The organism is Cupriavidus plantarum, assembly GCF_905397285.1.
GTDB lineage: Bacteria > Pseudomonadota > Gammaproteobacteria > Burkholderiales > Burkholderiaceae > Cupriavidus > Cupriavidus plantarum.
Genome location: NZ_CAJPUX010000005.1, coordinates 93,912 through 115,943 on the forward strand (window position 1 = coordinate 93,912; position 22,032 = coordinate 115,943).

Genomic DNA, 22,032 nt, shown 5'->3' on the forward strand with positions numbered 1-22,032 from the left:
CCGCGCGGGAATCGTGACAATCTGTGCGCGGCGATTTGGTAGGATTCGTGGTTTTCGTATCGGCGGATTGCCCGGCGGCGCGCGGACCCAAGGGGGTCGCTCGCATGCGGGCGCCAGCCAGCGTCATGCGCCTGGATCAGTTCAAGACCGTAGTCCTTCCCCGCTTTGCGTTCGTTCAGCGCCTGCGCCATCCGACCCGCCGCGGCGTCCTGCTCGCGGCGGCCGCCGTGCCGGCGGCGTTTCTGCTCTATGTGCTGGTGCTGATCCCGTTCACGCCGGGCATCAGCGATATCCGCAAGGCGAAGTCCGAGCAGCCCGCGCGCGTGCTGTCCGCGGACGGCAGGGAAATCGCCGTCTATCGCTGGGCCAATCGGGACTGGGTCAAGCTGTCGGAGATCTCGCCCAATGTCGTCAATGCGCTGATCGCCACCGAGGATCATCGCTTCTACGACCATCACGGGCTCGACTGGCGGCGCACGGCTTCGGCCGCGCTGCATACGTTTTCCGGGGACCGTCAGGGCGGGTCCACGATCACGCAGCAGCTCGCGCGCAATCGCTATCCCGACGAGATCGGCCGCGCACCGACCATGACGCGCAAGCTCAAGGAAGCGATCACCGCGTTCAAGATCGAGGCGCTCTACTCGAAGGACGAGATCCTCGAGACGTACCTCAATACGGTGCCCTTTCTGTACAACGCCTTCGGCATCGAGATGGCCGCGCGGACATACTTCGACAAGCCCGCCGGCAAGCTCGACGTGCTCGAGGCCGCTACGCTCATCGGCATGCTCAAGGGCAACAGCTACTACAACCCGGTCCTCAATCCCGAGCGCGCGCTCGATCGCCGCAATATCGTGCTCGCGCAGATGGTCAAGCGCGGGCGGCTCGATGCGTCGAAACTGGAGGCGCTCAAGCGGCGGCCGTTGCGGATCGACTTCGAGCGCCAGATCGAGGCGCCGGGTCCCGCGCCGCATTTCGCGCAGCAGCTACGCAAGTGGCTGATCGCGTGGGCGGACCGCAACGACTACAACCTCTATACGGATGGGCTCGTCGTGCATACGACGATCGATGCGCGGCTGCAGGCGCTGGCCACGCAGGCGGTGGCGCGTCAGGGCAATCAGCTCCAGTCCATCGCCAATGCTGCCTGGGGACCGCGCGCGGGCTGGGGCGAGAGTCGCGCGCTCGTGCAGGCGTTCGTCAAGGAGTCGGCGGAGTATCGCAATGCCGTGGCGGCCGGGCAGCCTGAGGAGGCGGTGCTCAAGCGTTTGCTCGCAGACAACGCATTCATGCTGGCGCTGCGGCAGCAGAAGACGCGCGTGCAGGCCGGCTTCCTGGCGATCGAGCCGGGCACCGGAGCCATTCGCGCCTGGGTAGGCAGCCGCGACTTCACGATCGATGCGTTCGATCACGTGCAGCAGGCGCGCAGGCAGCCGGGGTCCACGTTCAAGCCGTTCGTCTACGGCGCGGCGTTCGCCGCCGGGGAGACGCCCGACGACACGTTCGTCGATCAACCGGTGGAGATGACACTCGCGGGCGGCGAGATCTGGCGGCCGACCGATGAGTCCGCGCCGACGGGTCGGCCGATGAGCCTGCGCGATGGGCTCGTGTATTCCAAGAACACGATTACGGCCCAGCTCGTGCAACGCGTCGGGCCCGATCGCGTGGCGCGGCTGGCGCGGGCGATGGGCGTGCGGGACAGCCAGCTCGACGCGGTCCCTTCTCTTGCGCTCGGCACGAGTCCGGTCACGCTGAAGGAAATGGTCAGCGCGTATGGGACCATCGCCAATGGCGGACAGTACATCGCCCCGACGATGGTCACGCGCATCGAGGATGGCGAGGGCAATGTGCTCGCCCAGTTCTCCGCGCCGCGCCCGGAACGCGCGCTGTCGCCCGCGGCGACGCAGACGCTCGTCGACGTCATGCGCGACGTGATCGACCGGGGCACGGGGACGGCCATTCGCACGCGCTATGGCATTCGCGCGGACGTTGCGGGCAAGACGGGGACCACGCAGGACAATGCGGACGGGTGGTTCATCCTGATGCATCCGCAACTCGTGGCGGGAGCATGGGTCGGCTTCAATGACAGCCGCGTGACATTGCGCAGCGATTACTGGGGACAGGGGGCACGCAGCGCCCTGCCTATCGTGGGAGATTTCTATCAACGCGCGCTACGCGCGCGGTCGATCGACGGGCGCGCCCGCTTCGCGGAAGCGGACGAGTCGACGTGGTTCTCCTCGATGAGCGGTCAGGTAAAAGGCTGGTTCCAGCGCCTGTTCGCGACGCATCCGGGCGCGAAGGACGACGCGCCTCCCGCCCCGCGCCCGAGCCCGCGGCGGCCAGTGCTGCCGGACACGGAAGCCGACGCGATGCCGCCCCCGGCACCGGCGTCGAACGTGGTAGCGGAACAGAACGCCGCGCCCGACAACGGCGAGGTCGTCGAAGCGGTCCCGGCCTCGGACGCCCAGCCATCGACGCCCGCGGCGGCACCGGCCGAACCCGCCTCCGCGCCTGACGGCGCAGCAAGCCTTTGACGGGGCAGGTGAGCCCTCGCCGCGCTTAAGCAGCGCCCCACCCGCGCCCCACTCGCCCTTCACCCGCGCTCAACCCGCCCTCACCTGCCGCGGCTCCGGCGCCGGCTCCGATACCGCCTCGCCGGGCAACACCGCAATCGGCCCAAGCCGCAACGCCCGCAAAGAAGCCTCCGACAACGTCAACGGCGGCGCGTCCGTCGGTCGGGCCAGCAGGTAGCCCTGCGCCAGATCGAACCCGATGTCGCGGCAAGCCAGCAGGTCGGCCTCGTTCTCGATTCCCTCGGCGATCAGCGCGGTGTCGCTCACCGTCGCCAGCCGCCGCAGCGCCCGCAGAGCCTCGAGCTTGAACGGCGACTCGGCCGCGCCGTCCACCACCTCGCGGGCCACCTTGATGTAATCGGGCTTGAGGGCAATCCATTGCCCGAGGTTCGCATGCCCCGTGCCGTAGTCGTCTATCGCGAACTGCGCCCCGCGGCTGCGGATGCTGGAGATCGCGGCGGCGAGCGTGTCCAGCGGACCCAGCGGCGCCTGCTCGGTCAGTTCGACGACGATGCGCGACGAAGGCATTCCCTGCCCGTCGAGAAACGCCCTGACCTCATCCCGGCTGGCGTCGATTTCGCGCAGGGAATCCGCGCTGTAGTTGATGAACAGCTTCCCCGGCAGCCGAGCCCGCATGAAGGCCGCGATAGCGATACGCGAAGCCAGCCGCTCCAGCCGCACGAGGCAGCCGGCGCGCGCCGCCTCGCGAAACAGCGCGAGCGGACTCTCGAGGGGCGTCCCGGCGGGACCCCGAATCAATGCTTCATAGCCGAGCACCTCGCCGGTCGACAGCGAGCCGATCGGCTGAAATACGGGCCGCAGGCGTTGTTGTTCCAGACATTCCGCAATGCTGGGCATGAGGGCTCGCGAGAAGTCTTGCATCCGTACTGGATATGGATCGTGCTGTGGGCAAATGCCACTCCCACTGTAGGCTATCGGCCCTCCGCCCACGTGACTTAATATCCCACGGGCGAGGGGTACGCCCATCAGATTCCGAAAATCGCCAGCAGAACGCCACCCGACGCCGACAGAAGCTTGCACGATGCGAGCAACGAGGGTGGAAAGAGGCCTCCTGTTTCGGAAGCCCTGCGAACCCGAATAACCCCGGACGCGGAGCCCTCAAACCAGCCCGACGTCGCGCGGCGCCACGCCCGGAAAGACCTGCGACAGCCTGCGCGCGTCGAGCCCATACAGCCGCTGGAACACGCCGCCAAGCACCGCCCGATAGTCGTTTAGCACAGGCCAGTCGCGATCCTGGTTCAACGTCTCGCGCGACACCGCGACCTGTTCCCCGGCCATGCGCCCGCCCTTCACGTTGCCGCCGGCCACCCAGTAGACCGTGCCATGGCCATGGTCCGTGCCGCGCGTGCCATTCTCGCGGAACGTGCGGCCGAACTCGGAGATGACGACGACGGTGGTCTGATTCCACATCGGGCCCATCTCCTCCGCAAAGCCGGCGATGCCGCGGCCGAGGTTGTCGAGCAGGCCCGCGAGCTGGCCCTGCGCGCCGCCTTCGTTGACATGGGTGTCCCATCCGCCGACGTCGATAAAGCCCACGTTGAAGCGGTCGCGCATCAGGCCGCCCATCCTTCTGGCCTCCTGCTCGAAGCCGCGGGCGGAGAGCGAACGCCGGTTGGCGGCCTGCATCTCCTGCATGCGCGCGGCCATCGCGTTATCGCCGCCAGCCATGTCCACACGCATCGCTTCGTCCCGCCGCTTTTGCGCATCGGCCTGTTCGGCCACCGCCTGGCGGATGTCGAAGCCCTCCGCGATGACGGACTCGAATCGCGTGCCCGCGTACATCTGCGCGAGCATGCGTGTCTGCCGCGCGTCGAATGGCGTGCGGCCGGTGCCCTTGAGCGAGACGTTGGGCACGTTGGCACTGCCGGTCAGCACCATCGGCAGGCCATCGGTGAATGCCACAGGTGCGGCCTGCCCGCCCATCGACGTCGCGAGGCGGTTCAGGAAGCCGCTGCCGCGCGGGGCGGCGGTTTGCCCAGCGCCGGCGGGCGGGCCGCCGGCTTCGATGCCGTCCTGCGTTTCGAAGTGGCTGCGGGACAGGTCGTCAGTGCCGGCGAATGGGATGAAGGCGAGTTGCCTCCGCTGCCATAGCGGCAGCATGGTGGCGCCGAGCGCGGGGTGCAGCGCCCACGCATCCGTCCCCAGCGCGAGCGCGGCGGCGGGGTCGGGACCCGCGCCTTCGGCCACGGGCTTGCGGATCGCGATGTTGGGGCGCGACGCATAGTAGAAATCGCTGCCCGCCGGCACCAGCACGTTGGCCGCATCGTAGCCGCCGCGCAGGAAGACGAGCAGGAAGCGCGCGTCGGCCTGCGCGGGCAGCGCGTACGCGCGCGAGACGACGGCCGGCAGCGCCAGCGCGCCGCAGAGCCTGAGCCAGTCGCGCCTATTCATGTTGCCACCCCCCATGGTGCCCCCCCGCATGGTGCCACCCCCATCGCGCTACCCCGCAGCGCGTTGCGTGCTTTGCATCCATGACGCCCTCCCGCATCGTTGTCATCGTTGCATCCATTCCGGCGAACTCAACAGCACCGTATTCCACTCCGCCTGAGACTCGGCCTGCGCCAGCGCGGCGCGCGTGGACGGCCCGAGCGTGCCCTCGATCGTGTCGTAGAACATGCGGCTGTTGGCCACGGGAAATCCGCGCCGCGCCGTGGGCTTGCCGTCGTCGCCCGCGAACAGTCCCGCCGGGCCGCTGCCGATCGCCCGCGCGATTTCGAACCGCCGGACCATCTGGCCCGAACTGGCCCAGGCGCCTTCGGACGACGGATACCCATCGGGCGCGACATGCCCATACAGCGGCTCGCCAAGCTGATTGAGCCAGTTGATCACGGGCCGCAGATTGGTCACCTGCCGCCCGTCATACGCGAGCCGCATCGACGACACCACGAACACCATCGGATCCTTGAACTTGCGCGACCCGGACGCCAGCACACGATCGAACTCGGGTGCCAGGAACATCGTCGTCAACACCGCGCCGATATCGCCATCGGTCCGGGTGAAGGTCGCCACCATGCGATCGACGAGCGCGGGAGGCGGACTGTCGGCGACGAAATACTCGGCCAGCTTGCGCGAAATAAATCGCGCCGTGGCAGGATCGCGGCTAAGCACCGCCACCGCCTGCTCGACCTCGGCGAAGCCCGCCTGCGCACCCCCCGAAGGAATGCGCACACCCAGCAGTGTCTTCCCGCCGAAATCGTGCCGGGCGGGATTGAACTCGAACAACCCATCCGCGCGATACAACGCCGCCCGCTGCGGGTTGAGCTTCGGGGGTTCCCCACGCAGGTTCAGCCCCACGCCGGTCAGCACGCGCGCAAGTTCCTGCACGTCTTGCTGGGTATAACGCGACCCGCTAGCGCCGCCAGAGACGCCGAGCGTATGGAGCTCCATCAGCTCGCGCGCATAGTTCTCGTTGACGCGATTCGCCGCGCTCTGCGCGTTGTCGAGGTAGTCCAGCATCGCCGGCGCGGTGACCGTCGCCATCACGAGGTCGCGGAACCTGCCGAACACATGCGGCCGGATCGCGCGCTCCTCGTACTCCGGCAGCATCCACCGCACCTGCCCCTTGTTCGCGTAGACGTTGAAATGATTGAGCCAGAACCACGTCATCTGCTCGCGGAGCTGCGACGGGGAATACAGCGCGCGCAGCAGATGCCGCCGGCTCGCATCGAGCACGACCTCGCGCCCGTCCCTGTTGAGCGATTCACGCGCCTGCTGCTTTTCATCGCCATCGGGCAGCGCATTGACGCGCTGGCGTGCCGCGCGCAGGGCCGCGAACCGCGTGGGCCCGTCCTGCGTGGCGATCGGCAGCGCGGCGATCATGCCCGCCAGTTCGGGCGGATCCGCGACCGGCTGCTTCAGTTGTTCCTCGAGGTACCGCTGGCGGCCCACGGCCTTGAGTCGCGCGATGCTGGCCTGATCGGCGCCGAAGCTCACGGTATTGAGCCAATGGAGGTCCTTCGTGGAGAGCGTCCCCTCCGGCGCGGCTGGCGCCTGCGCACACGCGGCCAGCAGAGCCGTGGCCGCCAGCAAAAAGACACGTCGAACCATCCGCATGCTTACGCCCCCTGTTTTTCGCCGGCTCGCGCCTCGAATGCTGTTTTGACGGCTGGCCGCCGCTTTGGTTGACGCGGCCGCGGCCGAGAGTGTTACGAAAGATTGAATGACGCACCGCACTCGCGCCCCAGAACGCCCCAGAAACGCCGTCATTGCGTTGTCACACAAGGCGGACACAATGCGCGGCAATCGGAAGGAACGGGCGCAAGTCTCCGCAGTGCAGCACAGGAATTTCTTGACGCCCGCTTTTTCGGGACTTGAATGAAAACGATTTCATTTGCACCAAGACCGTCGCTGGAGCGCCCGTGAGCCCGAGCCAACCGCCGTCACCGCCGTCCCCCACGATGCCTGATCCGGCATCGCCGCGCGCCGCTGCGGACAGCCACGGCGTGACGCTGGCCGACGTCGCGGAAGCCGCCCGGGTCTCGCTCGCCACGGCCTCCCGCGTGTTCAGTCATCCCCAGCTGGTGCGCGAGTCCACGGCGCGACGGGTGCACGAAGCCGCGGAACGCCTGAGCTTCCGCCCCAACCTGCTCGGCGCCAAGCTGCGCGCGCAGCAGACGCGCATTCTCGGGGTCATGCTGCCGACGCTGGAGAACGCCGTATTTGCCGAGTGCTGGCGCGGGATCGAGCAGGCCGCAATGGCCGAGGGCTATTCGCTGATGCTGGTCACCAGCGGCTACGAAGCGGCGCGCGAGCGCGAACGCGTGGAATACTTGCTCCGCCATCGCGTCGATGGGCTCGTGCTCACCGTCGCCGACGCCACGCGCAGCGCCGTGCTCGACCAGCTCGATGCCGAAGGCGTGCCCTATGTGCTCGCCTACAACCAGGCCGCCGAACATGGATCGCGGCATTCCGTGTCCGTCGATAACCGCACGAGCGCGTGCGAAGGCGTGCAGGCGCTGATCGCCGCCGGCCACCGCCGTATCGCCGTAGTGTCGGGCGCGTTCATGGCGTCCGACCGCGCAAGGCAACGCTATGCGGGCTACGAGGACGCCATGCGCGCGCGGGGTCTGCAACCGGCGCCGCCCGTCAACCTGCCTTCGCACATCGCAAGCAACGCGATCCACACGGGCGCGCGGATCGGCGAGTTGATGGGCGCGCCGGACGCGCCCACCGCCTTCTTCTGCACGAACGATCTGCTCGCCATCGGCCTGATCTCCGACCTCAAGCGCCTTGGCCTGCGTGTGCCGCGCGACGTGTCGGTGCTGGGCTACGACGGTATCGCGCTCGGCACGCTGGTCGAGCCGCCGCTGGCCACCGTCGTGCAACCGAACGCCGACATCGGCACGCATGCGGTCAGGCAATTGCTGACGCGCTTGCATGCCGCGGGTGAACGCGCCCACGCCACCATCACGCTCCTGCCCCATGCCCTGCGCGTGACGGGCACCGTCGCGCCGCCCCCAAAGACTGCCACCCCCCTGCTCTAACCACTCCACACTTCAACCGAGGGAGCTCCCATGCCATCCAAGTTTTCACGCCCGCTCCGCTGGCTCGCCATGGCCCTGACGGCCGCGGCCTTCAGCCAGGGCGTCGCCGCACAGACCGCCATCTGCTACAACTGCCCGCCCGAGTGGGCGGACTGGGCCGCGCAGATCCGCGCGATCAAGGAAAAGACTGGCGTCACGGTGCCGCTCGACAACAAGAACTCGGGCCAGTCGCTGGCCCAGCTCGTCGCCGAGAAGGCCAGCCCCGTCGCGGACGTGACGTACCTCGGCGTGACCTTCGGCATCCAGGCCAAGGCCGCCGGCGTGACCGCGCCGTACAAACCCGCGCACTTCGACGAGATTCCGGACGGCCTCAAGGATCCGCAAGGCAACTGGTTCGCGATCCATTCCGGCACGCTGGGTTTCATGGTCAACGTCGACGCGCTGCGCGGCAAGCCCGTGCCGCAGTCGTGGGCGGACCTGCTCAAGCCCGAATACAAGGGCCTGATCGGCTATCTCGACCCGGCCAGCGCGTTCGTCGGTTACGTCGGTGCAGTGGCTGCCAATCAGGCCATGGGCGGTTCCCTCGACAACTTCGGCCCGGCCTTCAAGTTCTTCAAGGACCTGCAGAAGAACCAGCCGATCGTGCCGAAGCAGACCGCCTACGCACGCGTGCTGTCGGGCGAGATCCCCATCCTGCTCGACTATGACTTCAACGCCTACCGCGCACGCTACAAGGACAAGGCCAACGTCGCCTTCGTGATTCCGAAGGAAGGCACCGTGGTTGTCCCGTACGTGATGAGCCTCGTCAACAAGGCACCGCATGAAGCCGAAGGCAAGAAGGTGCTGGACTTCGTGCTGTCGGATGCCGGCCAGGCGCTGTGGGCCAACGCCTATCTGCGTCCGGTGCGCGCGAGCGCCGCGGTGCCGAAGGACGTCGCCGCACGCTTCCTGCCCGCCGCCGACTATGCCCGCGCCAAGCCCGTGGACTTCGGCAAGATGGCTGACGTGCAGAAGGCGTTCAGCGAGCAGTACCTGAAGGAAGTGCGATAAGCCGACGCTCGCCTCACCGCCCCTCTCCCCACGGAGAGGGACAACCACTCTGTCACTGCCATGACTCAGAGATCCAACACGTTATTCCTCTTCGCGCTGCCGGCACTGGTCGTCTTCCTCGCGTTCTTCTGCCTGCCGATGGCAAGACTCATCGAAGTCAGCCTGACCGGCAAGGACGGCGCGTCGGTGTACTGGACCGTGCTCAGCAGCCCGCGCTACCTCCACAGCCTGATGGTGACGGTACTGCTGTCCGCCTCGGTGACGCTCGTCACGCTGGCCATCGCCGGCGTCGCGGGCACCTTCCTGCAACGGCATACCGTGCCCGGCAAGGCCGTGATCGTCGCGATGCTGACGTTCCCGCTCGCGTTCCCGGGCGTGGTCATCGGCTTCATGGTCATCATGCTGGGCGGCCGCAACGGCCTGCTCGCCACGATCGGCGACGCGCTGGCCGGCGAGCGCTGGACCTTCGCCTATGGGCTCACGGGCCTGTTCGTGGGATACCTGTATTTCTCGATCCCGCGCGTGATCCTGACCGTCATGGCCGCCGTCGAGAAACTCGACGCCTCGCTCGAAGAAGCCGCGCGCTCACTCGGCGCGGGACCGTGGCGAGTGGTGCGCGACGTGATGCTGCCCGCGCTGATGCCCGCCATGCTGTCGAGCGGCGCGATCTGCTTCGCGACGAGCATGGGCGCGTTCGGCACCGCCTTCACGCTCGCGACGCAGCTCGACGTGCTGCCGCTCACGATCTACAACGAGTTCACCAACTACGCCAACTTCGGCATGGCCGCCGCGCTGTCGATCGTGCTGGGCGTGGTCACGTGGGCGATGCTGGCGGTCGCACGCTGGTTCTCTGGCGACGCGGTCGCCGCCACGGCATAAGGAGCGAGACCATGGCCCCCTCCCGCCGCTCCGCGCAGTATTGGCTCCAGCTCGCCCTCACGCTGGCGTTGTGTGTCTTCATGGTGATACCGGTCGTGCTCTCCGTGCTGGCCGGCCTGACCAACAACATCTTCGTCGGCCTGTCCAGCGGCCTGACCACGCGGTGGCTCGTCGAGGTCTGGTCGCTCTATCGCGGCACGATCTTCCTCTCGCTCGGCATCGCGCTCGCCTGCCTCGCCTGCACGCTTGTGCTTGGCGTGCCCGCCGCGTACTACATGGCGCTGCGCCGCAATCGCGTCACGCGCATCATCGAAGAATTGCTGATGCTGCCCGTCGCGCTGCCGGGCCTCGCCACCGCGCTTGGCCTGATCCTGCTGTACGGCGGCTGGCAGTCGCTGCGCACGAGCTGGGTCTTCATCCTGATCGGCCACGTGCTGTTCACGCTGCCGTTCATGGTGCGGTCGGTGCTGGCGATCCTGTCCGCCATCGATATCCGCACGCTGGAAGACGCGGCCGCGAGCCTCGGCGCCACGCGCCTCCAGCGGTTCTTCACGGTCGTGCTGCCGAACTGCCGCCAGGGCATCCTCGCCGGCGCGCTGATGGTGGTCACGCTGTCGGTGGGCGAGTTCAACCTCACGTGGATGCTACATACGCCCACCACGCAAACGCTCCCCGTGGGGCTTGCCGACAGCTATGCGTCAATGCGGCTCGAGATCGGCTCGGCCTACACCATCGTCTTCTTTGTCATGATCATTCCCTTGCTCGTCGTCATGCAGGCCATGAGCGCCGCGGGCGCCCGCGCGCGCCGGCATATTGCCGAACCGGCGATCAGCGAACCGACTACCGCCGCGCCGATGACGGGTTCCACGAATAACGCCACGAACGCCGCCACGAACGCCACGACGAACCAGAATGCGGAGACCCGCCATGCATGAACCCACGACCATCCGCCTGCGCCAGTGCGCCAAGACCTTTGCCGATGGCACGCGCGCGCTCCATCCGCTCGACCTCGACATCGGCGCGGCCGAAACCGTCGTGCTGCTTGGTCCGTCCGGCTGCGGCAAGACGACAACGCTGCGCATCATCGCCGGCCTGGAGCAGCCCGACGCCGGTGGTGAAGTCTGGTTCGGCGACAACCGCGTGACGGACCTGCCCATCGAGCGCCGCGGCGTCGGCATGGTGTTCCAGAGCTACGCGCTATTCCCGAACATGACCGTGGCCGAGAACATCGGCTATGGCCTGCGCGTGCGCAAGGTGGATGCCGCGACGCGCAAACGCCGTATCGACGACATGCTCGCAATGATGCATCTGGGCCCGCTGGCGGATCGCCGCATCGACCAGTTGTCCGGCGGCCAGCGCCAGCGGGTGGCCCTCGCCCGCGCCATTGCCGTGCAGCCGCGCGTGCTGCTGCTCGACGAACCGCTGACCGCGCTCGACGCCAAGCTGCGGGACGCGCTGCGTGCGGACATCAACCAGCTGCTGCGCAGCCTCCATATCACCGCCGTGTACGTCACGCACGATCAGGCCGAAGCGATGGCGCTCGGCGACCGCATCATCGTGATGGACAAGGGCTGCATCGCGCAGGCCGGCTCGCCGCAGGACATCTATCGCGCGCCCGCCAACGCGTTCGTCGCGGACTTCATCGGCACGATGAACCACCTGCCCGCCGCCGCCGAAGGCAGCCTCTGGCGCGTGCCGGGCGGCGCGCTTCCGATGGCGGCATCCGTCTCGGGTGGGTACACATCCAACGCGTCGGCACGGCTGATGTTCCGGCCCGAGGACATCGCGCTGGTCCATCCCGACGACGCGCATCTGCAAGGCAGCGTCGTCACCGCGCTGTTCCTCGGCAACCATACCCGCCTGCTCGTCGACGTGGGCGCGGAGGCGCCGCTCATTGCCGATACCTCGCGCCGCGATGGCTGGCAGCCCGGCCAGCGTGTCGGCCTGCGTATCGACACCGATCACATGATTGCCTTGCCCCAGGCCGCCTGATACCAGCATGACCGCCCCCCATCCCCACACTGCGCCCGCCGCGCCCTCCTCCGCCCCCTATCTTCTGGCGCAGATCACCGACTTGCATATCAAGGCCGGCGGCAAGCTCTCGTATCGCATGGTCGATACGGCCGGCGCGCTGCACCGCTGCATCGATTCGCTGCTGGACGCCCCGCAGCGCGCCGATGCGGTCGTCGTCACGGGCGACCTCGTCGACTTCGGCAGCGAGGACGAGTACCGCTTCCTGCGCGACATTCTCGCGCGCCTGCCGATGCCCGTCTGGCTCATGCCCGGCAACCACGATCATCGCGCAACGCTGCGCCGCGTGTTCCCGGACCACGACTATCTGCGCATGCACGGCGATGGCGACGCGCCGGTCCACTACACCGCCGACGCGGGCCCGCTGCGGCTCGTCTCGTTCGACTGCACGGTCCCCTGCAAGCCGCACGGCCGCGTGCTTGCCGACGGCGCCGAATGGCTGGATCGCACGCTTGCCGCGGCGACCGACCGGCCCACGCTCGTGATGCTCCACCATCCGCCGTTTCATACGGGCATTGGGCACATGGACGTGCAGGGGTTAGAGAACAGCGACGTGCTGGAGGCCGTGATCGCGCGCCATCCTCAGGTGGAGCGCGTGATCTGCGGCCATCTGCACCGCCATATCGCGCGACGGTTCGGCGGCACCATCGCGATGACCGCGCCCGGTCCCGCGCATCAGGTGGCGCTCGATCTCGACCCTAACGCGGCCTCGCGCTTTCGCATGGAACCGCCGGGCTACCTGCTGCACTGGTGGCATCCGCGGCATGGACTCGTGACGCATGCGGCCGCGAGCGGCGATTTCGGGGCGGCGCATCCGTTCTTCGATGCGGAGGGGAAACTCATCGACTGAGCGTCCATCGTCCATCGTCCATCGTCCATCGACGATCGTCGATTGGGATAATATCTCGGGCTTGTTCAGTCTCTCGATATCGGACCACGCTTCCGCATGACGGAACGTGCGGCCCCTGCAATCCTCATGGAACTCCTGCTTCTCAGCAACTCGACCAGCGATAACGGCTACCTCGTGCACGCCCTGGATGCCATTCGCGAACTGGCCGACGGCCGCACGGACGCCTTGTTCGTGCCCTTCGCGGGCGTGACGCGCGACTGGGACGACTACACCGCGCAGGTCCGCGAAGCGCTGGCACCGATCGGCATCTCGGTCCGAGGCCTGCATCGGGAGGCCGATCCGCGCGCGGCCGTGGCATCGGCCACGCTGATCGTGACGGGTGGCGGCAATACGTTCCGCCTGCTGAAGTGCCTGCGCGAACAGGGCCTGCTGGAGCCGATGGCCGCACGGCTCCGCGCGGGCGGCGCCCGTTATGTGGGTTGGAGCGCGGGTTCGGTCATCACCTCGCCCACCATCCGGACGACCAACGACATGCCGATCGTCGATCCGGGCGGCCTCGATTCGCTGGGCCTCGTGCCGTTCCAGTTCAACTGCCACTACTTCAACCTGGTGGTGCCGGGCTTCCGGGGCGAGACACGCGATCAGCGGCTGGCCGAGTTCACGGTCCTCTCGCCGGAGATGCCGGTGCTGGGACTGCCGGAGGGAGATTGGGTACGGGTGTCGGGCGACCGTCGCACCCTGCACGGCGAGCATGCCGCGCGCTGGTTCCTTGGCGACCGGACGACGGACATCGCCGCGGGCCCGCTCGATGTGCCACAAGGCGACAGGGCAGCGCGTTAACCTCAGTATCCAGGCGTAAGCGAATCGGAGAGAATGGCGATCGAAAGGGATCGAGCAGCAAACGAACGTAAAAGAACATGCCCGGCCCAAAAAAATACCCACAGCCGGGTGGAGTGGGTATTTGAAGTGGTATGGACAAGTCGCGGAATTCGTCCACGACCGCATCGTGACACCTCGGTGGTTCATCGCCAATAATCTTTCCGGACTAGCCACGCCTCCCGCGCGAACGTGCATGGACATTCGGGCGGGAATCGCGTCAAATCTGGTGTCAGCCTTTCTGCACTTCTCATGCCGCGCGCCCGCCTTCTGCTCATCGACGACCACACGCTGTTCCGCACGGGGCTGCGGCTGCTGCTCGCCGATAGTCCGCATGTCGCATCGATCCTCGAATCGGGGTCCGTGATGGACGCCGTGCAGCAGCACGCGGATCAGGACGTCGACATCCTGCTGCTCGACGTGCAGATGCCCGGTCTCAACGGTATCGAGGGCATCAAGGTCCTGCGCCGGCATTTCGTCTCCGCGCGCATCCTGATCGTCTCGGGCACCTCGGGACTCGAAGCGATTCCGCAGGAGGTTCGCAAGGACATCGCGGGCTTTCTGCCGAAGTCGGCCGACGCGCGCGAGATCGAGGACGCGATCGGCTGCTGCCTCTCGGGCGGCACGCATTTCCACCCGGCCGGCGGCTGCCCCGACACGCACGCCGTCACCTACCAGCAAAGTTCGCTCACCGCGCGGCAGCTCGAGGTCCTGAGCCAGCTCAACATGGGGCGCTCGAACAAGGTCATCGCGCATCATCTCGGCCTCTCCGAGAATACGGTGCGCGTGCATGTGGCCGCGATTCTCGACCACCTTGGCGTGGTCAGCCGCGTCGAGGCGATCCTCGAAGCGCAGCGCCGCGGACTGGTGCAGTCCCAGCGCTAGGCGCGGCCGATCGCTCTGCCCACGTCGATGCTCAACCTGCGCTCCCTGCTTCCGCGCTACGACGAGCCTCGGCTGCTGGCCGCGCAGGTCGCGCTCATCGACCAGAGCCTGGGCATCGCGATGATCGGGTGTTCGCTGGCGTCGATCTTCCTTGCCAGCGGGCTCACGATTACGGGCGGCCATCCGGGCGCACTGCCCTGGGCGGCGGCGATGGTCCTGCTCTGCACGATCACGTACTTCGGCCGCTATGCGATTCCCCATCGGCTAAGCGAGGCCAACGCGCGCCACTATGCGCGTGGACTTACCGCCATGCTGTGCGCGATCGGCATGCTGTGGGGCCTCGTGGCCTGGCTCTATCTGGACATGCACTCGCCCGCGGTGGTCATTTGCGTGCTGTCGCTGATCGCGGGCATGAGCGCGGCCGCGCTTGCCGTGTTCTCCGCGTGCCTGCCCGTCGCGATGGCGTTCTTCGTGCCCGCGATCGTGCCGGTGTGGATCGCGTTTCTGATGACGGGCGACGTCGCGTATCTGCCGATGTTCCTGGCCACGCCGCTCTATCTTGTCGTGCTGATTGTCTTCGCGCGCAATTATGCGAATGTGGCGCGCAACGCCATCGCGCTGCGCTTCGAGAACGTCGAGCTCATCGCCCAGTTGCGCGAGCAGACCGCGCGCGCGGGGAAGTCGCAGCGGGAGGCCGAGCAGGCCAATCGCGCGAAGTCGGTGTTCCTGGCTTCGGCCAGCCATGACCTGCGGCAACCGCTACATGCGCTGGGGCTCTTTCTGATCTCGCTCGGACGGACGTCGCTCGACGATCATCAGCGGCAATTACTCGCGCATATCGAGGCGTCGTCCGGCGCCGCGCGCGAGATGCTCAACACGCTGCTGGACTTCTCCAAGCTCGAAGCCGGGGTGATTACGCCGCGCCCGCGGCCGTTCCGGCTTCAGCCGCTGCTGCACAAGCTCGAGAACGAATTCGCGCCGCAGGCCGACGAGCACGGGCTCGTCTATCGCACGCGCGATACCACCGCCACGGTGTTCGGCGATCCGACGCTTGTCGAGCTGATCCTGCGCAATCTCATCGCCAATGCCATCCGCTATACGCGCGAGGGCGGCGTGCTGGTGGTCTGCCGGCAGCGCCGGTTCCATGCATCGATCGAGATCTGGGACACGGGCATCGGCATTCCCGTCGCGCAGCATCGGGAGATTTTTCGGGAGTTCCATCAGCTCGGCAATCCCGAGCGGGATCAGCGCAAGGGCCTGGGCCTCGGCCTCGCAATCGTCGATGGGCTCGCGCGCACGATGCAGACACGCGTGACCATGTCGTCGCGGCCCAGCCGCGGCTCGGTGTTCCGCCTGCGCCTGCCGCTCGCGTGGATCGCGCCGGAGGAGGCCGCGCTACCGCAATCCGCCATGCGGCTCGACGGGCTGCGCGTGCTCGTGATCGACGACGATGCGGCCATCCGCGAGGCAATGTCGGGACTGCTCCGCGTATGGCATTGCACGTGCCATACGGCCGAATCGGAAGAGGAGGCACTCGCCGCCCTCGACGGCTTCACGCCGGACCTGATCCTGGCGGACTATCGGCTGCGTGGGCACCGCACGGGGCAGGAAGCGCTAGAAGCGATCCGCATGCGACTGGGCGCGTCGCTGCCCGCGATCATCATCACGGGCGACACCGCGGCCGACCGCCTGCGCCATGCGCACGCGGCGGGCACCGCCCTGCTCCACAAACCCGTGGTGCCAGGCGAACTACACGCGGCGATGAGCGCGCTGCTGCGCGAGTCGGAATGGGCTCAGCCGATCATGCGCATCGGCAACAACGCGTAGACGATCGTCAACGCCCCCACTACCGCGGGCGAGCCATACTTGAGCGCAGTGCTCTGCGCCTGCACGCCCAGATAGGCGTACATGCACACCAGCACCATGGCACAGGCAAAGACGAGGCCGTCATAGACTTGCATGGATGTCTCCCAGAGTTCGTTCTAACGACTACTTCTGTGATGCGGCGGGCTTGTTGGGGATGCCCGTCTTACTGCCAACGCTATGTCTATGACTTCATGGTGGTCACTTCACGTGACCAAAGCAATCATGGAAATCCCTTCGTTTTTAAGTGCGTGCTGAATGGTGCGGTGCGGGAGGCATGTGTGGGGTGGGGGTGCGAAGCCCTCCCTCTCCCCTAGGGGGGAGAGGGGCGGCCTTCCTTACCTCTGCCCGAAATGCGCATCCTTGAACAAATCATTCAACCCACGCGGCTGGCACCGCCAGTATTGCTTGGGCGCATGAACCTGCGCCCCAAGCTTGGCCGCCGCATGCCACGGCCACCGCGGGTCATACAGCATCGCCCGCGCGATCGAGATCACGTCGGCCTCGTCGTTGGAGATAATCGCCTCCGCCTGCTCGGGCTCGGTGATCAACCCGACCGCCATCGTCGGCAGCCCAACCTCCGCCTTCACCCGCTGGGCATAAGGCACCTGATACCCCGGCCCGAGCTTGATCGCCTGCTGCGGCGACACGCCGCCCGTGCTCACATGCACCGCGGCACATCCGCGCGCCTTCAACGCATGCGACAGCGCAATCGTCCCCTCGATATCCCAGCCGTCGGGGACCCAATCCGTCGCCGACACCCGCACCCACACCGGCTTGTCCGCGGGAAACGCCCCCCGCACCGCATCGAACACCTCGAGCGGGAACCGCATGCGGTTCTCGAGCGACCCACCGTATTCATCGGTGCGCTTGTTGGCAATCGGCGAAAGGAACTGATGCAGCAGGTACCCGTGCGCGGCATGGATCTCGATGCCATCCACACCCAATCGCGCCGCCCGCTTGGCCGCCGCCACAAAGTCGGCCAGCACCTTGTCCAGCCCGGCACGGTCCAGAGCCACCGGCGCCGCCTCGCCCTCGGCATGCGGCACGGGTGAAGGCGCAAACGTCTGCCAGCCTCGCGGCTGATCGGGCCGGATCTGCGCCCCGCCGTCCCAGGGCGCCTGACTCGACGCCTTGCGGCCCGCATGCGAGATCTGCACGGCCACCGCAATCGGGGAGTAGGCGCGAATTGCCTTCAGCACGCGACCGAGCGCGGCCTCGTTGTCGTCGTTGTACAGCCCGAGATCGTCAGGCGAGATACGCCCTTCCGGCGACACGGCGGTGGCTTCAATGATCATGAGACCCGCGCCGGACAGCGCCAGATGCCCCAGATGAATCATGTGCCAGTCGGTCGCGTTGCCGTCATCGGCCGAGTATTGGCACATTGGCGCAATCGCTATGCGATTGGCGAGCTCGAGATTGCCGATCGCGTAGGTATCGAAGAGATGGCTCATGAGGTGAATTCCTTCAGATTTCCTGCAGATGATGTCGTCGCACCATGCCGGCGCATGTTGACCCGGCGCGCGGACGCGCACCGGGCCTCAACGCGGATTGTAGTGATGCGCGGCAATCTCTGCAGCGCACCGCCTCATGCGCGCGCGGTTTCTGCGAGAGGCTCCCGCACCAGAAAGTCGACCGCGAAGGCGACGGCCATCGCCACCGCGCCGCAGGCAAAGATCAGCGCGTAGTTCTCGTGCGTATGGGAAAACAGGTACGAGTACCCATAGCCGGCCGCCGCCTGGAACAACGCAAACGCCGTGGTCGTGCGGCTCCACGCGATACGCTGCGCATGCGCGTCATGCGGCATCATCGACTGGATGCGGCCGAGCACGATCGGCACGATGCCCGGCGTGGCCAGCCCAAGCACGATCGTCGCAACGACCAGCGACACCGTGTGCCCGGATACGGCGAGCAATGCCACGGCCAGTCCCTGCGCCACCATCGATACGCGATACCCATTGCGATAACCGATGCGTTGGGCGAGCGACGTGCTGACCAGCGGCCCGGCAATCGCCGCCAGGCCATACAGCACCCAGAAATTCGCGCCCACGGCAGTCCCCTGCCCCAGTCCACGCGCCACGTAGTCCACGAGCAGCACCATCGCCGGCACGAGTCCGAGCGCATTGGCCGCGTACTGGACGGCCAGCACGCGCAACGGCTGGCGATAGATCCGCAGCGTCTCCAGATGCGAGACATGTCCCGCCCCGCTTGCGTGGTGCGGCGCGCCGTGCGGCACATCGGTGGCGGGCCAGCCGAACCAGCTGAACGCGGTCAACGCGAGCGACAGCGCGCCGAGACCGAACCATGTCTCCACGAGCCCAAGCTTGAGCAACTGCGGGACGACGGTGCCCGATGCCGCGATGCCGAGGCCGAGCCCCAGGAAAATCATCCCGCTGACGAGACTGCGACGCTCGGGCACGACGTGCGGCAACACGGCCGTGGCCACGAGGACCATGATCGCGCCGCCGGAGAGCCCGGAGAGAAACCGCCACACGAAGAACCAGCTCACCGACAGCGGAAACGCGCACGCGAAGAACGCGGCGGTGGCGGCCAGCATGAGCAGCCGCAGCGACAGCCGATTGCCGAGCTTCGACGCAATGGCGCGCCCATAGATCGCGCCGGCGAGATACCCCGCGAAGTTGGCCGCCCCGAGCGCGACCGTCGCGGACGCGGAGAACCAATGCTCGTGGATCAGCGTGGGGATCAGCGGCGTATAGGCAAAGCGCGCCAGGCCGATCGCGACGAGACTCGCGCACAGGCCGGCCATGGCCGCATAAAGAGTGGGGCCATCGAGCGGCATCCGGCTCGTGCGCGCCATCGCGGTGGCATCTTGTGACATGGGAAGACTCCTGAGGATGCAGGCCGCCACGCCCGGGCAGAATGCCGTGGACGACCGTGATTCGTTCTTGGAAGGTTGTTGGCTACGGCCCGAACGGCCCCGGCCTTAGCGCCATTAGGACGCTTGCGTTCTTACGTCATGAGTCGGGCAACACGAGCCCCAGCATCGCCAACGCCGGTTTCATCGTCGCCCGCAGCAACACGGGATCTGGCATCACACGGGCGAGCACGCGCATGCCGCAATGCGAGGCGAGCAACTGGGCGGAAGCGTCCTCGGGCGCGAGCGTCGTGACGACCTCCCCCGACGCGATCCCGGCCCGAATACATCGCTCGAAGAAGCCGCGCAACTGATCCAGTTCGGTGGCGATCAACGCCTTGAACTCGGGATCGTCCTCCGACGCTTCCAGCGCGACGTTGATGAGCATGCAACCACGGTGCTGCGGATCGGCAAGAGACAGCGCAATGCTCTCCCCGATATAAGCCACGAGCGCTTCCCCCGGCGGCAAGGCGCCCTCATGCCGCCGAATCCGCTCCCGCATGGTCCGGTTGAGGTAGTCGTCGAGCGTCAGCAGAAACAGCGACCGCTTGTCCCCAAAGGCGTTGTACAGGCTCGGCTGCGTCAGGCCCATGGTCTGCGTCAACTCCCGCGTGGAAGTCGCCTGATACCCCTTCGCCCAAAACAACTCTTGCGCCGCCATGAGAGCGGCCCGCTCATCGAACTGCCGAGGTCTTGCCATCGCGTTTTATATCACTCGATACGTAACGAAGCCTCGATTATAGATCGGGCGCTACAAAACGCAAGCGAAGATCTCCCGCGGACCCTCTCCCCACCCCAACACCCCACTTCAAGCCGCTGCACGCGCTGACAGCCATCTGCTACGCTGCGCGTTTTCCTCATTTTTTCTCAGTCCCGCCGGCCGATGCCCCACCCGAACTTCGATCCACGGACCCTGTTGCTCGCGATCGCCGCCACGCTGTTTGCAGGCTGCGCCACCCAGCCCCCCGCCCCTGTCGCCGATCCAGACGCCGCCGCCATCGCAAGCGTCTTCTTTGCCGAGCGCGCGCGGACGGGGCTTGCGCGTGGGTATTGGCGGACCGAGCGCGCCAGTTGGGGGGCGAACTGTGTCAGCGGTTGGGACGTCGGCGAGATGGGGCAGGCGCTCGTTCCCGCGCTGCGGCGGGAGCTGAGTGACGGTGAACTGCGGCAGGCGCACGATTTTCTTGCGACCCTCACGGGCCAGCGTTACGCACAACGCGCGATGTATCGCGCCCCGCGCGCGCCCGCTACGCCCGAGGAAGCCGTAGATCTGCGCAAGTTCTCCGAAACGGCGGCCGGCCGCAAGCTCATGGATACGGGCGCGGCGCTTCGAATGGGCGAGGCCCTGTCGGCGGCGTATGCGGACAAGCTCGAGGCCTGCAGGCAGCAGCACGCCTCGTTCGTCGCCTACAACAGCCCATCGCGCATGAGTCCGCCGGCTCCCGTGCGCAAGGCGACCGACCTCTCATGCACGGCACCCCAGCCGACTTATCCCCGGGAAGCCATCCGAGGCGAGCAGACGGGCAGCGTCACCGTGAGGTTCTGGCTCAATCCGCAGGGCATCGTGTACATGACACTGGTCGTGAAGTCGTCGAACGTCCCATCGCTGGACGCCGCTGCCGAAAAGGCCATTCAATCGGTCCAATGCCAGCCGTTTCTCGCTAACGGGCATGCCATCACCGTCACGGCGGAGCAGTCGATGCGATTTGACCTGCGATGACCTGCCACAGCGTGCGATAGGCGCATGCCGGCGCTTGCAAGTCAGGCGGGAATCGCATGCACGCCTTACATGCCGAGTTGACGCGCCGCCGCCTTTCCTCGCGACGTCGGAGCCGTCGCCCCCCGGGCATTGTGTTTGCATAAGTCGGCCCCATACGCGTTGTCACAGAAACCGCCGCATCCGACAATGCTCAGTTCCCCGGCGGACTGGCCGATAATCCGGATGAACAGCAGCAGCCCCCGGACGCGCTGTTGCCCTCTATAACCTGCTGCATGTCGAGGAGGAGACTGGAAAGTGGGTAAAGCCGCAGCTTCGTTGGTCAGGGATCAAAAACCAGCCCTGAATCTCCGCCCGAAGATCAGAGCCACCGTCATCTGCATCCGCGGCAAGAGCGTGCTGCTCGTGTCGAAAGATGGCACACGCTGGGCCCTCCCCGGCGGCCGCCCCGATCCCGACGAGAGCATCGAAGACACGGCCGAGCGGGAATTGCTCGAAGAAACCGGGCTGAAGACGAAGAAGCTGGCCTTCCACTCGGAGTTCCTTGGCGCCACGACGGTCCATCACGTGTTCACGGCGACCGTGGCCAAGTCGGCAGAGCCTCGGCCGTGCAACGAGATCAAGGCCTGCCGCTGGGTCGATACTGGCGCGCTCGACGAACTCATCGTCAGCCCTACGACGCGGTACCTCGCATCTCAAGCGCTCGCATCGGAAGCGCCCAAGGCTTAGGCTCGCTCAAATCCACTGATCGTTTTCAACCGTCCGCTCGCTTGACGGCCCGTCGCCCGTGTTCACGACCCCTCGCGGCTCGATCAGCAGCATTTTGACTTCCACGCGCGGCAGGCGCGGCGGAATGGTTTGAAGACATCGTTCGCTCCGTTCGAAGATTGATGCCCTCACAATACGCAAGACCGACGGCGTTGTATTGAACGATC

19 protein-coding genes and 1 pseudogene are annotated in these 22,032 nt (G+C 66.8%); 12 read left to right on the forward strand and 8 right to left on the reverse strand.

The window, feature by feature from the left end; all coding sequences use genetic code 11:
- The first annotated feature begins 125 nt into the window (after positions 1–125).
- Positions 126–2,528, forward strand: coding sequence for a penicillin-binding protein 1A (locus KHP16_RS20460; protein ID WP_211961000.1), 2,403 nt, complete (start codon positions 126–128; stop codon positions 2,526–2,528).
- 69 nt (positions 2,529–2,597) lie between these two features.
- Here KHP16_RS20460 and KHP16_RS20465 read toward each other — a convergent pair whose 3' ends face one another.
- From KHP16_RS20465 to KHP16_RS20475, 3 genes are all read right to left on the reverse strand, one after another.
- Complete coding sequence (locus KHP16_RS20465) at positions 2,598–3,425, reverse strand: EAL domain-containing protein (RefSeq protein WP_244214761.1); 828 nt, start codon at positions 3,423–3,425, stop codon at positions 2,598–2,600.
- Between the two features lie 261 nt (positions 3,426–3,686).
- Positions 3,687–4,979 (reverse strand): DUF1501 domain-containing protein, encoded by a 1,293-nt coding sequence (locus KHP16_RS20470; protein WP_109584075.1) that lies wholly within the window; start codon positions 4,977–4,979, stop codon positions 3,687–3,689.
- Between the two features lie 102 nt (positions 4,980–5,081).
- Entirely contained in the window at positions 5,082–6,635 is a 1,554-nt protein-coding gene (locus KHP16_RS20475) for a DUF1800 domain-containing protein (protein ID WP_244835923.1), read from the reverse strand.
- A 350-nt stretch (positions 6,636–6,985) separates the two neighbouring features.
- Here KHP16_RS20475 and KHP16_RS20480 point away from each other — a divergent pair, with 350 nt between their 5' ends.
- The 9 genes from KHP16_RS20480 (at position 6,986) to KHP16_RS20520 (ending at position 16,469) form a co-directional block, all read left to right on the forward strand.
- Positions 6,986–8,071: a substrate-binding domain-containing protein gene (locus tag KHP16_RS20480; protein WP_109584073.1), complete on the forward strand. Its 1,086-nt coding sequence runs from the start codon at positions 6,986–6,988 to the stop codon at positions 8,069–8,071.
- 30 nt (positions 8,072–8,101) lie between these two features.
- On the forward strand, positions 8,102–9,121 hold the full coding sequence (locus KHP16_RS20485; protein ID WP_109584072.1) for an ABC transporter substrate-binding protein: 1,020 nt from the start codon (positions 8,102–8,104) through the stop codon (positions 9,119–9,121).
- 60 nt (positions 9,122–9,181) lie between these two features.
- Positions 9,182–10,000: an ABC transporter permease gene (locus KHP16_RS20490; protein ID WP_211961001.1), complete on the forward strand. Its 819-nt coding sequence runs from the start codon at positions 9,182–9,184 to the stop codon at positions 9,998–10,000.
- 11 nt (positions 10,001–10,011) lie between these two features.
- A complete protein-coding gene (locus KHP16_RS20495; protein ID WP_211961002.1) occupies positions 10,012–10,935 on the forward strand; it encodes an ABC transporter permease in 924 nt (307 codons plus the stop codon).
- Positions 10,928–11,992 (forward strand): ABC transporter ATP-binding protein, encoded by a 1,065-nt coding sequence (locus KHP16_RS20500; protein WP_121492476.1) that lies wholly within the window; start codon positions 10,928–10,930, stop codon positions 11,990–11,992. Before KHP16_RS20495 ends, KHP16_RS20500 begins: the two co-directional genes overlap by 8 nt.
- Before the next feature lie 7 nt (positions 11,993–11,999).
- The gene (locus tag KHP16_RS20505) at positions 12,000–12,881 is read left to right on the forward strand and encodes a phosphodiesterase (protein ID WP_211961003.1); all 882 of its coding nucleotides are present in this window, start codon (positions 12,000–12,002) and stop codon (positions 12,879–12,881) included.
- Between the two features lie 126 nt (positions 12,882–13,007).
- Positions 13,008–13,721, forward strand: coding sequence for a dipeptidase PepE (pepE, locus tag KHP16_RS20510; RefSeq protein WP_211961004.1), 714 nt, complete (start codon positions 13,008–13,010; stop codon positions 13,719–13,721).
- Between the two features lie 288 nt (positions 13,722–14,009).
- Positions 14,010–14,642 carry a response regulator gene (locus KHP16_RS20515; RefSeq protein WP_109584067.1) on the forward strand — a complete coding sequence of 211 codons (633 nt, stop codon included), beginning with the start codon at positions 14,010–14,012 and terminating at the stop codon, positions 14,640–14,642.
- A 27-nt stretch (positions 14,643–14,669) separates the two neighbouring features.
- Positions 14,670–16,469, forward strand: coding sequence for an ATP-binding response regulator (locus KHP16_RS20520; RefSeq protein WP_211961005.1), 1,800 nt, complete (start codon positions 14,670–14,672; stop codon positions 16,467–16,469).
- Here KHP16_RS20520 and KHP16_RS20525 read toward each other — a convergent pair.
- The 4 genes from KHP16_RS20525 to KHP16_RS20540 form a co-directional block, all read right to left on the reverse strand.
- The gene (locus tag KHP16_RS20525) at positions 16,436–16,603 is read right to left on the reverse strand and encodes a hypothetical protein (protein ID WP_167468493.1); all 168 of its coding nucleotides are present in this window, start codon (positions 16,601–16,603) and stop codon (positions 16,436–16,438) included. The genes KHP16_RS20520 and KHP16_RS20525 overlap by 34 nt on opposite strands.
- Positions 16,604–16,843: 240 nt before the next feature.
- Positions 16,844–17,959 carry an NADH:flavin oxidoreductase/NADH oxidase gene (locus KHP16_RS20530; RefSeq protein ID WP_109584065.1) on the reverse strand — a complete coding sequence of 372 codons (1,116 nt, stop codon included), beginning with the start codon at positions 17,957–17,959 and terminating at the stop codon, positions 16,844–16,846.
- A 134-nt stretch (positions 17,960–18,093) separates the two neighbouring features.
- Positions 18,094–19,344: a YbfB/YjiJ family MFS transporter gene (locus tag KHP16_RS20535; protein WP_211961006.1), complete on the reverse strand. Its 1,251-nt coding sequence runs from the start codon at positions 19,342–19,344 to the stop codon at positions 18,094–18,096.
- 136 nt (positions 19,345–19,480) lie between these two features.
- A complete protein-coding gene (locus tag KHP16_RS20540) occupies positions 19,481–20,080 on the reverse strand; it encodes a TetR/AcrR family transcriptional regulator (protein ID WP_109584063.1) in 600 nt (199 codons plus the stop codon).
- Positions 20,081–20,263: 183 nt separating this feature from the next.
- On the opposite strand from KHP16_RS20540, the gene KHP16_RS20545 reads away from it, so the two are divergent.
- Both KHP16_RS20545 and KHP16_RS20550 read left to right on the forward strand, forming a co-directional pair.
- Entirely contained in the window at positions 20,264–21,100 is an 837-nt protein-coding gene (locus tag KHP16_RS20545; protein ID WP_211961007.1) for an energy transducer TonB, read from the forward strand.
- Between the two features lie 315 nt (positions 21,101–21,415).
- Positions 21,416–21,826 (forward strand): NUDIX hydrolase, encoded by a 411-nt coding sequence (locus KHP16_RS20550; RefSeq protein WP_115954371.1) that lies wholly within the window; start codon positions 21,416–21,418, stop codon positions 21,824–21,826.
- Between the two features lie 6 nt (positions 21,827–21,832).
- Here KHP16_RS20550 and KHP16_RS28425 read toward each other — a convergent pair.
- Positions 21,833–21,928 (reverse strand): annotated as a pseudogene (locus KHP16_RS28425) (cupin domain-containing protein); the annotation flags it as partial.
- Positions 21,929–22,032 lie beyond the last annotated feature (104 nt).

Coding starts and splice junctions, on each gene's coding strand:
- KHP16_RS20460 (WP_211961000.1), top strand. CDS start 126: ATGCGCCTGGATCAGTTCAAGACCGTAGTCCTTCCCCGCTTTGCGTTC.
- KHP16_RS20480 (WP_109584073.1), top strand. CDS start 6,986: ATGCCTGATCCGGCATCGCCGCGCGCCGCTGCGGACAGCCACGGCGTG.
- KHP16_RS20530 (WP_109584065.1), bottom strand. CDS start 17,959: ATGAGCCATCTCTTCGATACCTACGCGATCGGCAATCTCGAGCTCGCC.
- KHP16_RS20505 (WP_211961003.1), top strand. CDS start 12,000: ATGACCGCCCCCCATCCCCACACTGCGCCCGCCGCGCCCTCCTCCGCC.
- KHP16_RS20465 (WP_244214761.1), bottom strand. CDS start 3,425: ATGCCCAGCATTGCGGAATGTCTGGAACAACAACGCCTGCGGCCCGTA.
- KHP16_RS20495 (WP_211961002.1), top strand. CDS start 10,012: ATGGCCCCCTCCCGCCGCTCCGCGCAGTATTGGCTCCAGCTCGCCCTC.
- KHP16_RS20475 (WP_244835923.1), bottom strand. CDS start 6,635: ATGGTTCGACGTGTCTTTTTGCTGGCGGCCACGGCTCTGCTGGCCGCG.
- KHP16_RS20500 (WP_121492476.1), top strand. CDS start 10,928: ATGCATGAACCCACGACCATCCGCCTGCGCCAGTGCGCCAAGACCTTT.
- pepE (WP_211961004.1), top strand. CDS start 13,008: ATGGAACTCCTGCTTCTCAGCAACTCGACCAGCGATAACGGCTACCTC.
- KHP16_RS20540 (WP_109584063.1), bottom strand. CDS start 20,080: ATGGCAAGACCTCGGCAGTTCGATGAGCGGGCCGCTCTCATGGCGGCG.
- KHP16_RS20545 (WP_211961007.1), top strand. CDS start 20,264: ATGCCCCACCCGAACTTCGATCCACGGACCCTGTTGCTCGCGATCGCC.
- KHP16_RS20470 (WP_109584075.1), bottom strand. CDS start 4,979: ATGAATAGGCGCGACTGGCTCAGGCTCTGCGGCGCGCTGGCGCTGCCG.
- KHP16_RS20485 (WP_109584072.1), top strand. CDS start 8,102: ATGCCATCCAAGTTTTCACGCCCGCTCCGCTGGCTCGCCATGGCCCTG.
- KHP16_RS20515 (WP_109584067.1), top strand. CDS start 14,010: ATGCCGCGCGCCCGCCTTCTGCTCATCGACGACCACACGCTGTTCCGC.
- KHP16_RS20520 (WP_211961005.1), top strand. CDS start 14,670: ATGCTCAACCTGCGCTCCCTGCTTCCGCGCTACGACGAGCCTCGGCTG.
- KHP16_RS20535 (WP_211961006.1), bottom strand. CDS start 19,344: ATGTCACAAGATGCCACCGCGATGGCGCGCACGAGCCGGATGCCGCTC.
- KHP16_RS20490 (WP_211961001.1), top strand. CDS start 9,182: ATGACTCAGAGATCCAACACGTTATTCCTCTTCGCGCTGCCGGCACTG.
- KHP16_RS20525 (WP_167468493.1), bottom strand. CDS start 16,603: ATGCAAGTCTATGACGGCCTCGTCTTTGCCTGTGCCATGGTGCTGGTG.